Genomic DNA, 12251 nt, shown 5'->3' on the forward strand with positions numbered 1-12251 from the left:
GCTGCTGTTGTTGCGAAGGCTAAATCAGCTCTGGCTGCTTAATCGTCCAACAACCTAAAGCCCGTAAGGGCTTTTGTGAACGCGATGAAAGGGGAGAGCTTTAGGGTTCTTCCCTTTTTTTATGTTCAGGATGAACGGGCAGAAAATTGCTCCTGCAGTTTCTGCACTTCCGCCATCCATGACGGTCGTATACCGCTCGATATGTAGCACAGGAGCGGTCTCTTTCTGGCGAAGTCATACGCTTGAAAACTCTAATCTAGTCCGACTCATAGTTGACCTATTCAAACTGGAAAAGCAGATGGAAAATCTCGCTGCGCTTACCCAAGAAGCGCTCAAACTCGTTGCCGATGCTCAAGATCTGACTGCGCTGGATGCAGTGCGTGTGAATTATTTAGGCAAAAATGGCAGCATCACCGCGTTGATGAAAACGTTGGGTAAATTATCGGCAGAGGAGCGTCCTGCTGCCGGTGCTGAAATCAATAAAGCCAAAGATGCTGTGCAAGACGCGCTCAATGCGCGCAAAGAATTGTTAGAGCAGGCCGCGATCAATGCCAAGCTCGCCAGTGAAGTGGTTGATGTAACCCTGCCTGGTCGCGGTCAGTACACCGGCGGTTTGCATCCGGTAACCCGTACGTTGCAGCGCATCGAAGAGATCTTTGCGGCGGTCGGTTATAGCGTCGAAGTGGGTCCTGAAATCGAAGATGACTATCACAACTTCGAAGCACTCAATATTCCTTCCCATCACCCTGCCAGGGCGATGCACGATACCTTCTACGTGGACGATACCCATGTACTGCGTACCCATACTTCTCCAGTGCAAGTGCGCACCATGGAAAACAAGCAGCCACCGATTCGAGTGATCTGCCCCGGTCGTGTTTATCGCTGCGATTCAGACGTAACTCACTCGCCGATGTTCCATCAGGTCGAGGGGTTGGTGGTCGATAAAAATATCAGTTTTGCCGATCTCAAAGGCACTATGGATCAATTCCTGAAAGCGTTCTTTGAGGCCGATGTTCCGGTGCGTTTCCGTCCATCTTATTTCCCGTTTACCGAGCCCTCGGCTGAGATGGATATCCAGTGCACCCAATGTCGTGGCAAAGGCTGCCGCATGTGCAAAAGCACGGGTTGGTTAGAAGTGGGTGGCTGCGGCATGGTGCATCCGGAAGTGTTCAAGTCCAGCGGTGTTGATCCCGAGACTTACACCGGTTTCGCATTCGGCATGGGTGTAGAGCGCTTGGCGATGTTGCGTTACGGCGTGAATGACCTGCGTTTGTTCTTCGAGAACGACTTGCGCTTCCTCAAGCAATTCTAGATTTGTACCTGGCCGTACCCCGTTATGAAGCGAAGCGGAATGCGGGCATAACAGTTTAACCAGACTTCAGTCCCGTAATGCGTTGCACTCCATACGGGCTACAGAGATAAAGATATGAAAATCAGTGAATCCTGGCTGCGCGAATGGGTTAACCCAGCCATAGGTACCGATGAATTAGTTGCCCAACTCACTATGGCTGGTTTGGAAGTGGATGCGGTTGAGTCTGTCGCAGGCGATTTTACCGGCGTGATTGTGGGTGAGATTGTGGGCTGCGAGCAGCATCCCGATGCCGACAAACTGCGTGTTTGTCAAGTAGCAGGTCTGCCTGATGGTCCAAGCCAGGTTGTCTGCGGTGCGGCCAATGCGCGTATCGGCATAAAAATCCCGTTTGCCACTATAGGTGCACAGCTGCCCGGTGACTTCCACATCAAAAAAGCCAAGCTACGTGGCGTTGAATCCTTTGGCATGCTGTGTGGCCAAACCGAATTGAAGGCCGGTGATGACGATACCGGTCTTTGGGAATTGGCGGCTGATGCTCCAGTAGGCCAGAACCTGCGCGAATATTTAAATCTTGACGATAAACTGATCGAAGTTGACCTGACGCCTAATCGCAGCGATTGCCTGAGTGTAAAAGGCATCGCACGTGAAGTAGGGGTGTTGAATCGCGCTCCCGTTAATGCACCAGCGATTGCTCCTGTTGCAGCGAGTATTGATGATAGTTTTCCTGTGCATCTGGAAGCCGGTGCTGCGTGTAGTCGCTACGTCGGTCGCGTGATTCGTAATATCGATATCAGCCATCCAAGCCCCGCATGGTTACAGGATAAGTTGGTTCGCTCAGGGTTGCGCAGTATTGATGCAGTGGTTGATGTGACTAACTATGTGCTGCTTGAGCTGGGTCAGCCCATGCACGCGTTTGATTTGTCCAAACTCAGCAGCGCAATTCATGTGCGTCTGGCACAGCAGGGTGAATCTATCCAGCTGTTGGATGGACAAGAGATCAAGCTCAATGCCGATACTATGGTTATCGCCGACCAGCAAACAGCGCTGGCGGTTGCGGGCATTATGGGCGGTAAGGAAAGTGCGGTAAGTGAAGCCACGCGCGATATCTTCCTGGAAAGTGCATTCTTCAATCCGCTGGCGATTGCCGGCCGCGCCCGTTCCTATGGTTTGCATACAGATTCATCGCATCGCTTTGAGCGCGGCGTGGATTACAGCTTGCAGTTGGAGGCAATCGAGCGCGCAACAGCATTGCTGCTGGAGATTGTGGGTGGTGAGGCTGGGCCGGTAGTACATGTCACTAACGAGCATCTGCCGCAAGAGCGCCAAGTCAGCTTGCGCAAGGCGCGCATTGTTAGTGGCCTGAGTTTGGAAATGGCTGATGACGAAGTGGTCGATATCCTGGCTCGCTTGGGGCTTTCATTGTTGTCGCAAAACGCCGATGGTTGGGTATTTGCGGTACCAAGTTACCGTTTTGATATTTCTATCGAAGCAGATTTACTGGAAGAGTTGGCGCGCGTTTACGGCTACAACCGTTTACCGACAAGAAGCCTTGCTGCACCTCTGGATATAGAACCGCACCCTGAAGCGAAAATGGGTTTGCCTGCGCTGCGCAATCAATTAATCGCGCGTGGTTACCAAGAGGCTATTACTTACAGTTTCATCGAGCCAAAACTCTCTGCGTTGTTTGATCCGGAAGTCGCGCCTGTTGTACTGCGTAATCCGATCAGTGCCGATATGGCTGCAATGCGCACTAGCTTGATGCCCGGCTTGGTCAGCGTGTTGCGCAACAACCTTAATCGCCAACAGAACCGTGTTCGCTTATTTGAATCCGGTTTGCGTTTCGTCCCTTCCGCAGATGGCCTTAAGCAAGAAGCTATGCTGGCTGGCCTGATCTACGGTAGTCGTGCACCAGAATCTTGGGCGAATGTCGCTGAGGTTGTAGATTTCTTCGACCTCAAAGGTGATTTGGAATCCTTGCTGGCGTTAACGGGTGATGAGTCAGCGTTTACGGTCAAGGCGGGTTCTCATTCTGCGCTACACCCTGGCCAGACAGCGGAAATTTATCGCGATGGCGAGTGGCAGGGCGTAATAGGGGCATTGCACCCAAGCTTGCAGCAGCAGTTGGATATCCCTCAATCTGTTTATTTGTTTGAGGTGCGTCTCAGTTCTTTGCTAAAGGCGCGCATCCCGGCATTTACATCATTGTCCAAATTCCCTGAGGTGCGCCGTGATCTGGCCTTGCTGGTTGATCGCGATCTTGCCGCCGACAAACTCTTGACGGCAGTTAAAGGGCAGGCAGGCGAACACCTTATCGACTTAAAGGTATTTGACGTATATATGGGCAAAGGCATTGATCCACAAAGAAAAAGTGTTGCAATGGGGTTGACCTTTCAGCATCCTTCGCGCACTCTTAATGAAGATGAGATCAACGCCTCCATTGATTCGATTGTTCAGTATCTGGGGGTAAATTTTTCCGCTACCCTCAGATAGGGAATAATAATTATGTCGGACGGTGCTCTGACCAAAGCAGATTTGGCCGAGAAACTTTATGAGGATCTTGGACTCAATAAGCGTGAAGCTAAAGAGTTGGTGGAGCTCTTCTTTGAAGAGATCCGCCACGCTTTGGAGAATAACGAACAGGTCAAACTTTCTGGCTTCGGCAATTTTGAATTGCGCGATAAAAGCCAACGTCCGGGTCGGAACCCAAAGACGGGCGAAGAGATTCCAATCAGCGCCCGGAGAGTGGTTACCTTCCGTCCAGGACAAAAACTTAAGGCACGAGTAGAAGCTTATGTTGGAACCGAGTCATAACGACGAACTTCCCGTCATTCCCGGTAAGCGTTATTTCACTATTGGTGAAGTCAGTGAATTGTGTGCAGTAAAGCCACATGTACTGCGCTATTGGGAGCAGGAGTTTCCCCAGTTAAATCCGGTTAAGCGCCGTGGGAATCGCCGTTATTATCAGCGTCAGGATGTTTTAACCATCCGTCAAATTCGCAGCTTGCTTTACGATCAAGGTTTTACCATTGGTGGTGCGCGGTTGCAGATGTCTAGCGATACCAATCCATCAGAATCAGGCCAGTTAAACCAATTGGTTGTGCGCATGATTGATGATTTGGAACACCTGCTCGATCTCTTGAAAATCAAATAGTTTTGCTGAAAAAACAACCACCTTTCAAGGTGGTTGTTTGCTTATCAAACTGCGGTAGTAATTCTTAATTCTTTGATTGCATTGACAATAAATTAAGGTATTATCCCCGTCCTTCGCGATGCGGGATTTCGATTCTGCTGCGGATAAAAAATGTCGGAGCGTAGCGCAGTCAGGTAGCGCACTATACTGGGGGTGTAGGGGTCGTGGGTTCAAATCCCGCCGTTCCGACCATTTTTTTACTTTGAATTCAATAACTTAAAAGCCCGCTTTTTTAGCGGGCTTTTTTGTTTCTGCAATTTAGGTTTATGGTAAGTCCAATCTAGTGGCAGGCGCTTATGAAAGTGCTACCATGCGCCCCTCTTTAGATTTACAACCCAGGTTTTTATCCCAAGTCGAGAAAATAAATAGAGGTATCCTCGTGGCAAAGCAATTAATGATTTATGACAACATTCAACCACTGTCATCTGATATCCATCGCAACTGGTCTGTCCAGGTTGATGATTATTCATTTGTCTCGCATATGATTTCTGCGCCGATTCTGGCTACCGAAATTCCGTTTGCGGCAGGCGAATTCCCGATTGTGTTTTCTGCCACTGCTAATGAGGGTGAGTATATTCCTCTGGCAATTATGGGTTTGAAGGAAGGTGAAAACCTTTCCCTGAACGAAAAATTCCAATTCACTTCACGTTACATCCCTGCATTTATTCGTCGTTACCCATTTGTTCTGGGTGGTGATAAGGATGCAGATACCATGGCGCTGTGTATTGATGCTGATAGCAAAACTATATTGAAAGATGGCAGCAAAGGTCGTCGTTTGTTTGAAGAGAATGGCGAGCAGTCTGCGCACTTGAAAGAGGTGGTAGAGTTTTTGAAGGACTACCAATACCGCGCCGAAATGACCAAGGTTTTCTGTAAGCGTCTGCATGAGCTGGATTTGTTAGAGCCGATGCAAGCGAATATCACCTTTAAAGGTCGCGAAGAATCCAATATGAATTTGACCGGCTTTTACGTTGTTAAGCGTGAAAAGCTGAAGGCATTGAGCGATGCAGATGCATTGGATTTGTTCAAAAAAGATGGTTTGGAGCTGATCTACAGCCACATGCAGTCTTTGGCGAACTTGAATATTTTGATTAACAAAAAATCAGAGAAGCTGGGTGTAGTGGCTTAATAGTACTTGCTAAATAGCTGCGACCAATACTCACGCTGAATTTGATTTAAAAGAGTAAGCCGAAGCCGGGATCAGAAATGATCCCGGCTTTTTTCATTTTGGTGAAATGAATTTTTAGCTATAAGTAAAAAACTATCGTACGTTACGTTGTCGTGCTACCAGCTGTTTAACTTTGCGTTCTGCACTTGAAAATGCGTCGCGAACGGCAACGTGGATGGATTCATCATCCTGGGTAATTGCTAATGGGTGCCCAACGATATCCAGCTCAATGGAAGCGCGAAATTGTTTGCCTTTGTGTTTGTGGTGATGGGGGGTATCGAGAACTACGCGGCTATGAACTATTTGGTCGGTGTAGCGGCTGAGCTTTTCAAGCTTCTTGGTGATGATGTCGTTTAGTGCAGCGGAAGAATCCAAATCACGATATACAACGTCGACAGCAGGTTTCATCGTAAGGCTCCTTAACGTTTATGTTAGGAGGCTGGGATTTCCGCGCTGAGTTCCGCGAACAATCCCGACCCTCCCTATCTATATTGATGATCCCCAGCTAAATAGCAAGTTTTTTATTAAAATTTATTAATAACATTTGGATCTGTTATTCAGCCTCAAAGGTATTAGCAGCCATAAGAAAAAATCTTCATTTATTTTTGAGTGATGCCTTGAAATAGTTTTGGGTGTCCTTATCTCGTTTTATGTGATGGCTCGATAGAGGATCACAAACCTTAAATGACTTGATCAATGAGATAAGTCGCCCAACTATATTGCTCAAATGAGGATATTAAGCATGCGTAATTTTGATTTCACCCCTTTGTACCGTTCTGCAATTGGCTTTGATCGTATGGCTAATTTATTGGATAACTTATCCCGCGCAGAGCAGAACCAACCTAGTTATCCGCCCTACAATATTGAATTAACGGGTGAGGATAAATACCGAATTACTATGGCGGTCGCCGGTTTTGATCAATCCGAGTTAACTATTGAAGTTAACCAAAATAATCTGACGGTGTCTGCCAATAAAGTTGCTGATGAACAGCAGCGCACTTATCTACATCAAGGGATTGCGGCGCGCAGTTTCGAGCGTCGTTTCCAGCTGGCTGACCACGTGCAGGTTAAGACCGCGAATTATGAAAATGGATTGCTGCATATTGATTTGCAGCGTGTTATTCCTGAGTCCATGAAGCCGCGCACCATTCCAATTGGTGCACAGCCAACGGAAAAATTATCAGTTGTTCCAGCAAATGAGAATGCTGCATAACGGTAGTAATTCACTCTGGAAAAATGTATCAACTGCAAACCCGATATCAATGATGTCGGGTTTGTTTTTTGGTAGATATGTTTGCTGTGGTTAAGTGCTAAATAATTTTGCCCGCACAGTATTGCGATAAGCGTTGGGTGTTGTGGCTAATTTTTTCTTAAATAATGCGGTGAAATAGCCTGTATCTTGATAGCCAACTTTATCGGCAATTTCGTTGATGGATAGATTGCTGGTTTTCAATAAATCTTTTGCAATGTTAATGCGTATTTCCTGTAGATAATCCAGCGGGGTTTGCGCCAGCGCATTTTTAAAACGGCGATTGAGTGTGCGTACGCTCATGCTAAAACGTGCGGCAACTTGCGGGAATAAAATATCGCGCTGGTAATTGTCGTGCAGCCAGATTTGTATCTGGGTGATGTCTTCATCTGGATGTGGATTTTCCTCTGCTTCAAAAAAACCGCTGGTTTCATAAGCCTGGCGAATTTCATGGGAAAAGTGTCGCTCCACATGGCTGGAGATATTTTTGCCAAACAAGCGCTGGATGAAATGGACTGTTAAATCCGCAAGTGAGTTCACACTGGCCGCGCAGTACAAATTTCCCGCTTGAGTAATAAAGTATTGGCGCTTGAGTTGTACCGGTGGGTAATCTTTTTGAAACTGGTCAAAGTAATGCCAGTGTGTTGTTGCGGCCTTTCCATCCAGTAATCCTGCCTCTGCCAAAAAACATACACCGGTCCCCACTGCGCTAATGATCGCGCCGTTTTGATATTGCTCGCGTAACCATTCCAGAGTTTCTTTATGTTGCTGGACTACCGGGCGCGGATTTCGCCATAGGCCGGGAATATAGATCAGGTCGCTGGCGGGTTTGTCGGCAATAGTAAGTTCTGGTTGCCACATGAGGCCGGTGCGGGTCGGAATAGGTGAGGTGTTGATGCCAATGGTTTTTATATCGAGTTCGCGCCGCTGGTCTTTGGGCAGCATGCTGCGCACAGCGCTTTCGGCTGCAAGCAACATTTCCATTGGGAGTGTGCTGCTGGTAGCCAGCATCCGCTCGCACAAGAGGAAGTGAATTCGGACTGGCGGGTTTTTGCTCATCTTGTACGGCTGCTTAGAAATGGTGTGGCTAATTTACCACTGAAAATGACCAAATCAACAGGGACATTGTTTATGAATACTTTTACACTTTCTCCAAGTTTGTAATTTTGCCAATTTGGAGTTGGTTATGTCTGTTGCTCGTTTGCCAGTTATCGTGGGTTTTGGTGGATTTAATGCCGCTGGCCGCAGTTCCGGTCACCACGCTTATCGTCGGATGGTGATTGAGAGCTTGCAGCCTGTGGAGCGTCAGGAAACCTTGGCTGGATTAGCCGTAATGATGGGCTTGATCAGCTTCATCGAAGATGCCTATCGCGATGCTGACGGCAATGCGCTTGGTCTTGCAGATATTGAATCCCGTTTTGGCGAGCAGGTGCTGGATGGCACCCTTATCCGTCGTATCGATAAAACCTTCTTTGATGTTGATGCTGCCCACTGGCAGAAGTCGGCCACTTTAAGTGCGGGCGATTCACCGTTGGTTGTCGAGATGCGTAAACGCGATTTGCCGGAGCCTGTGCCTGCGGAATGGCAAGTTGATGCGATTGATGATGATCGCGTGCGTGTGACAATCTCGTCCGGGCTTGAGGTCAAGTTCGATAGTTATCGCGATCTGCCGGTTAAATCTGCGGGTCAATTGCCGCGTGGTTTTAATCCCGGAGCCTTGTACAACTCTCACTATCATCCACGCGCGCTACAATTGGCGGTGATTGGTGCGTCTGATGCTATTCAGTCCACGGGATTGGCGTGGCAGGCAGTGATGAATTCTATTCGGCCTGATCAAGTTGGCGTCTACGCCAGCAACGTAATGAGCCAAATGGATGAAAACGGTTTTGGCGGACTGTTGCAGTCGCGCTTGAAGGGTAGTCGAGTCAGTGCCAAGCAATGTCCGCTTGGGCTAAATACCATGCCGGCCGATTTCGTGAATGCCTATATTCTCGGTAGTGTGGGCCAGACAGGTGCGATCACCGGTGCTTGTGCATCCTTCCTCTACAACTTGCAGGCGGCGGCTGATGATATAGCGTCAGGTAAATGCCTCGTTGCTGTGGTGGGTTGTGCCGAGGCGCCGATAGTGCCAGAGATCATTGATGGCTATGCGACTATGGGGGCGCTGGCCAGTGAGGAAAAGCTGAAGAAGCTCGATGGCACCGATGAAGCTGATCCGCGCCGTACCAGCCGTCCTTTTGGTGAAAATGCCGGCTTTACTATGGCAGAGGCTAGCCAGTATGTTGTGTTGATGGACGACGCTCTGGCAATCGAATTGGGTGCGGACATTCACGGTGCAGTCGGTGATGTGTTTATCAATGCCGATGGCTTTAAGAAATCGATTTCCGCTCCGGGACCGGGTAACTACATCACTATGGCCAAGGCAGTAGCTTCGGCACGGGCGATTCTCGGTGATGAATCGGTTCAGCAGCGCTCGATAGTCCAGGCGCATGGTTCCAGTACGCCGCAAAACCGGGTTACTGAATCGCAAATCTTCGATCAAATTGCGCAGGTATTTAATATCACCAATTGGCCGGTGTCGGCAGTGAAAGCCTATGTCGGCCACTCTTTGTCGGCTGCCAGTGGTGAGCAGTTAATTGCCAGTTTGGGGATTTTTAAATATGGCCTTATCCCCGGTATTAAGACCATCGATAAAGTAGCTGACGATGTGTTTGCTGATCGTTTGCAAATTTCGACCAAAGATGTCGCTGTTGATCAGGCGGTAGATGTTGCTTTCCTGAACTCAAAAGGCTTTGGTGGTAACAATGCTACCGCCAGTATTTTTGCTCCGCATATTGTTGAGTCAATGTTGGCTCGCCGCTATGGAAAGGTTGCGTTTGCTCGCTATCAGGAAAAGCGCGAAGAGATTCGTGCTAGTGCGTCCGCTTACGATGTCGCTGCATCGCACGGGGATTTCGCTACCATTTATCACTTTGGTGAAGGGCTGATTGATGAAACCCTGATAAAAGTTGATCAGGAACATGTAGGTTTGCCTGGGTTTGCCCAAGCGATCGATCTCAACTTTACCAACCGTTTTGCGGACATGTTTGACTAGATATAGTGGTAAAAAAGCGCTCGCCCCATAGGTAAAGGGGCGAGGTTGTCCCGCTTAATGATTATTGGCCTATACAAACCCCGATCTTTCCCTTAAAATGCCGCGCCTTTCGCACAGCTTATTGTGCGACTCACGATTTTTTAACCTGAAAGTCGATTTTTAACCGGGAAGGCATGTCTTTCCCCCATAAGTAAATACAGGAAGAAGACCTCAATGGTAACTATTCGTCTGTCACGTGGTGGCTCTAAAAAGCGCCCGTTCTATCATCTGACCGTAACCAACAGCCGCAGCGCGCGTAATGGCCGCTTCATCGAGCGTATCGGTTTCTTCAATCCAGTTGCTCGTGGTCAAGAAGAGCGTCTGCGTGTTGATGCTGACCGTTTGCAACACTGGGTTGGCCAAGGTGCACAGTTGTCTGAGCGTGTTGAGCAACTGGTTAAAGAAAGCAAAAAAGCAGCTTAATTGCCTGCATAAAACAGTAAAGGCGCCTGATGTCTGCGGAATCCAATTTAGTTAACGTCGGGCGAATTACCGCTGTTTATGGTGTGAAAGGGTGGGTGAAAGTTCACTCTTACACCGATCCGCAAGAAAATTTGTTTGAATACCATCCCTGGTTTTTAAAAACCAAGCATGGCGTCAAAAAAATTGAGATCGATGAGGCTCGTCCTCATGGCGATGCATTTGTCGCGCACATTGTGGGCATTGATGATCGCGATTTGGCTGCGCAATATACCGCTGCCGATATCGCTGTTGAGCGCGAGCTGCTACCGGAGCTTGATGATGGTGAATACTACTGGAGCCAGCTTGAGGGCTTGGTGGTGTTTAGTCAGTTCGATGGTGGTGAGCGTCAACGCCTTGGTGTCATTTCCAAATTGATGGAAACTGGCGCAAACGATGTGCTTGTCGTAGCTGCAGATGCAGAGAGTATTGATCAGCGCGAGCGCTTGATACCCTATGTGCCTGAGCAGTTTGTGTTGTCTGTTGATCTTGAGGCTGGCGAAATGCTGGTCGATTGGGATCCAGAGTTTTAATTGTTAAAACTCAATTTTCTGGCGTAAACGCTTTGAGGCGAGAGGGGTAATCGTCAATTGCTTAAAATTGCGGTTGTTTCCATTTTTCCTGACATGTTTAACGCGATTGCCGGTTTCGGGATAACCAGTCGTGCAATCAAGCAAGGTTTGGTGGAGTTAAAAACAATAACTCCGCGCGATTTTGCCCATGATCGTCATTCAACTGTAGATGATCGACCATTTGGCGGTGGTCCTGGAATGGTGATGATGGTGCAGCCACTGCGAGATGCTATAGCTGCTGCAAAAACTTGGGCTGGTGATGATGCAAAAGTCATCTACCTTTCACCCCAAGGGAGAGCACTGAATCAATCCGGTGTTGTTGAATTGGCAGCTAGCGGCAATCTGGTTTTGGTGGCTGGTCGTTACGAAGGTATCGACGAGCGATTGATACAAACAGTTATCGATGAAGAGTGGTCCATCGGTGATTACGTGTTAAGTGGTGGTGAGTTGCCAGCAATGGTGCTGATCGATGCGGTAACACGGCTGATTCCGGGTGCTCTTGGGCATGCGCTTTCAGCAGAGCAGGATTCATTTACGGATGGTTTGTTGGATTGTCCCCACTATACCCGTCCGGAAGAATTTGAAGGAATGCGTGTGCCGGAAGTTTTAGTGTCCGGTAATCACGAACTGATTCGGCGCTGGCGCTTGAAACAAGCGGTAGGGCGAACGTGGCTGAGAAGGCCTGATTTATTGCACGCAATAAATTTAACCGAGGAGCAGCAAAAGCTGTTGACGGAATATCGTCGTGACCTTGATACGACAAACTCTAGCTGTGAAGCTATAGACTCTTAGGAGAATATCAATGACTAACCCAATTATTCAGGCGTTGGAAAACGAGCAACTGAAAGCAAGCACCACTGAATTTTCACCAGGTGACACTGTTGTTGTAAACGTGAAAGTAAAAGAAGGTGATCGCGAGCGTGTACAGGCTTACGAAGGCGTTGTAATTGCTATCCGTAACCGTGGTTTGAACTCTGCATTTACCGTGCGTAAAATTTCTCACGGTGTAGGCGTTGAGCGTACTTTCCAAACTCACAGCCCATTGATCGAGAGCGTTGTTCTCAAGCGTCGTGGTGATGTGCGTCAAGCGAAACTTTACTATCTGCGTGACCTTACTGGTAAGGCGGCTCGTATTAAAGAGAAGCTGGTATAAGTTTAAATCGATATT

Annotated in this window: 13 protein-coding genes and 1 tRNA gene; 12 read left to right on the forward strand and 2 right to left on the reverse strand. The window is 48.2% G+C overall.

Annotated elements, in window-relative coordinates:
* Positions 1–298 precede the first annotated feature (298 nt).
* The 6 genes from pheS to AAGC78_RS21305 all read left to right on the forward strand — a co-directional run bounded on the left by pheS (position 299) and on the right by AAGC78_RS21305 (position 5631).
* Positions 299–1312 (forward strand): phenylalanine--tRNA ligase subunit alpha, encoded by a 1014-nt coding sequence (pheS, locus tag AAGC78_RS21280; RefSeq protein WP_435786122.1) that lies wholly within the window; start codon positions 299–301, stop codon positions 1310–1312.
* A 114-nt stretch (positions 1313–1426) separates the two neighbouring features.
* Complete coding sequence (pheT, locus tag AAGC78_RS21285; RefSeq protein ID WP_435786123.1) at positions 1427–3802, forward strand: phenylalanine--tRNA ligase subunit beta; 2376 nt, start codon at positions 1427–1429, stop codon at positions 3800–3802.
* Positions 3803–3814: 12 nt separating this feature from the next.
* On the forward strand, positions 3815–4123 hold the full coding sequence (ihfA, locus tag AAGC78_RS21290; protein WP_007642205.1) for an integration host factor subunit alpha: 309 nt from the start codon (positions 3815–3817) through the stop codon (positions 4121–4123).
* The gene (locus AAGC78_RS21295) at positions 4104–4463 is read left to right on the forward strand and encodes a MerR family transcriptional regulator (protein WP_133685249.1); all 360 of its coding nucleotides are present in this window, start codon (positions 4104–4106) and stop codon (positions 4461–4463) included. The genes ihfA and AAGC78_RS21295 overlap by 20 nt, the downstream gene beginning before the upstream one ends.
* A 154-nt stretch (positions 4464–4617) precedes the next feature.
* Positions 4618–4694: transfer RNA gene (locus AAGC78_RS21300), tRNA-Pro, on the forward strand.
* A gap of 187 nt (positions 4695–4881) precedes the next feature.
* Positions 4882–5631, forward strand: a complete 750-nt coding sequence (locus AAGC78_RS21305) for a SapC family protein (RefSeq protein WP_435786124.1) — start codon at positions 4882–4884, stop codon at positions 5629–5631.
* A 132-nt stretch (positions 5632–5763) separates the two neighbouring features.
* On the opposite strand, the gene AAGC78_RS21310 is transcribed toward AAGC78_RS21305, so the two are convergent.
* Positions 5764–6078 carry an HPF/RaiA family ribosome-associated protein gene (locus AAGC78_RS21310; RefSeq protein ID WP_435786125.1) on the reverse strand — a complete coding sequence of 105 codons (315 nt, stop codon included), beginning with the start codon at positions 6076–6078 and terminating at the stop codon, positions 5764–5766.
* A gap of 334 nt (positions 6079–6412) precedes the next feature.
* Between AAGC78_RS21310 and AAGC78_RS21315 the strand changes: the two genes are divergently transcribed.
* The gene (locus AAGC78_RS21315; RefSeq protein WP_435786126.1) at positions 6413–6883 is read left to right on the forward strand and encodes an Hsp20 family protein; all 471 of its coding nucleotides are present in this window, start codon (positions 6413–6415) and stop codon (positions 6881–6883) included.
* Between the two features lie 90 nt (positions 6884–6973).
* Here the strand turns inward: AAGC78_RS21315 and AAGC78_RS21320 are convergent, their stop codons facing one another.
* Positions 6974–7978, reverse strand: coding sequence for a GlxA family transcriptional regulator (locus tag AAGC78_RS21320; RefSeq protein ID WP_435786127.1), 1005 nt, complete (start codon positions 7976–7978; stop codon positions 6974–6976).
* A 127-nt stretch (positions 7979–8105) separates the two neighbouring features.
* Here AAGC78_RS21320 and AAGC78_RS21325 point away from each other — a divergent pair, with 127 nt between their 5' ends.
* The 5 genes from AAGC78_RS21325 (at position 8106) to rplS (ending at position 12236) form a co-directional block, all read left to right on the forward strand.
* Entirely contained in the window at positions 8106–10013 is a 1908-nt protein-coding gene (locus tag AAGC78_RS21325; protein ID WP_435786128.1) for a beta-ketoacyl synthase, read from the forward strand.
* Between the two features lie 213 nt (positions 10014–10226).
* Positions 10227–10475, forward strand: coding sequence for a 30S ribosomal protein S16 (rpsP, locus tag AAGC78_RS21330; protein ID WP_133685243.1), 249 nt, complete (start codon positions 10227–10229; stop codon positions 10473–10475).
* A gap of 29 nt (positions 10476–10504) precedes the next feature.
* A complete protein-coding gene (gene rimM, locus AAGC78_RS21335; RefSeq protein WP_435786129.1) occupies positions 10505–11044 on the forward strand; it encodes a ribosome maturation factor RimM in 540 nt (179 codons plus the stop codon).
* Positions 11045–11101: 57 nt separating this feature from the next.
* Positions 11102–11875 carry a tRNA (guanosine(37)-N1)-methyltransferase TrmD gene (gene trmD / locus AAGC78_RS21340; protein ID WP_435786130.1) on the forward strand — a complete coding sequence of 258 codons (774 nt, stop codon included), beginning with the start codon at positions 11102–11104 and terminating at the stop codon, positions 11873–11875.
* Positions 11876–11879: 4 nt separating this feature from the next.
* On the forward strand, positions 11880–12236 hold the full coding sequence (gene rplS / locus AAGC78_RS21345) for a 50S ribosomal protein L19 (protein WP_435786131.1): 357 nt from the start codon (positions 11880–11882) through the stop codon (positions 12234–12236).
* The last annotated feature ends 15 nt before the right edge of the window (positions 12237–12251 follow it).

It is taken from the genome of Cellvibrio sp. (assembly GCF_039207905.1).
GTDB lineage: Bacteria > Pseudomonadota > Gammaproteobacteria > Pseudomonadales > Cellvibrionaceae > Cellvibrio.

What these genes read in the sequence shown, in the direction of transcription:
- pheS (WP_435786122.1), top strand. Translation starts at nt 299, where the DNA reads ATGGAAAATCTCGCTGCGCTTACCCAAGAAGCGCTCAAACTCGTTGCC.
- pheT (WP_435786123.1), top strand. Translation starts at nt 1,427, where the DNA reads ATGAAAATCAGTGAATCCTGGCTGCGCGAATGGGTTAACCCAGCCATA.
- ihfA (WP_007642205.1), top strand. Translation starts at nt 3,815, where the DNA reads ATGTCGGACGGTGCTCTGACCAAAGCAGATTTGGCCGAGAAACTTTAT.
- AAGC78_RS21295 (WP_133685249.1), top strand. Translation starts at nt 4,104, where the DNA reads ATGTTGGAACCGAGTCATAACGACGAACTTCCCGTCATTCCCGGTAAG.
- AAGC78_RS21310 (WP_435786125.1), bottom strand. Translation starts at nt 6,078, where the DNA reads ATGAAACCTGCTGTCGACGTTGTATATCGTGATTTGGATTCTTCCGCT.
- AAGC78_RS21315 (WP_435786126.1), top strand. Translation starts at nt 6,413, where the DNA reads ATGCGTAATTTTGATTTCACCCCTTTGTACCGTTCTGCAATTGGCTTT.
- AAGC78_RS21320 (WP_435786127.1), bottom strand. Translation starts at nt 7,978, where the DNA reads ATGAGCAAAAACCCGCCAGTCCGAATTCACTTCCTCTTGTGCGAGCGG.
- AAGC78_RS21325 (WP_435786128.1), top strand. Translation starts at nt 8,106, where the DNA reads ATGTCTGTTGCTCGTTTGCCAGTTATCGTGGGTTTTGGTGGATTTAAT.
- rpsP (WP_133685243.1), top strand. Translation starts at nt 10,227, where the DNA reads ATGGTAACTATTCGTCTGTCACGTGGTGGCTCTAAAAAGCGCCCGTTC.
- rimM (WP_435786129.1), top strand. Translation starts at nt 10,505, where the DNA reads ATGTCTGCGGAATCCAATTTAGTTAACGTCGGGCGAATTACCGCTGTT.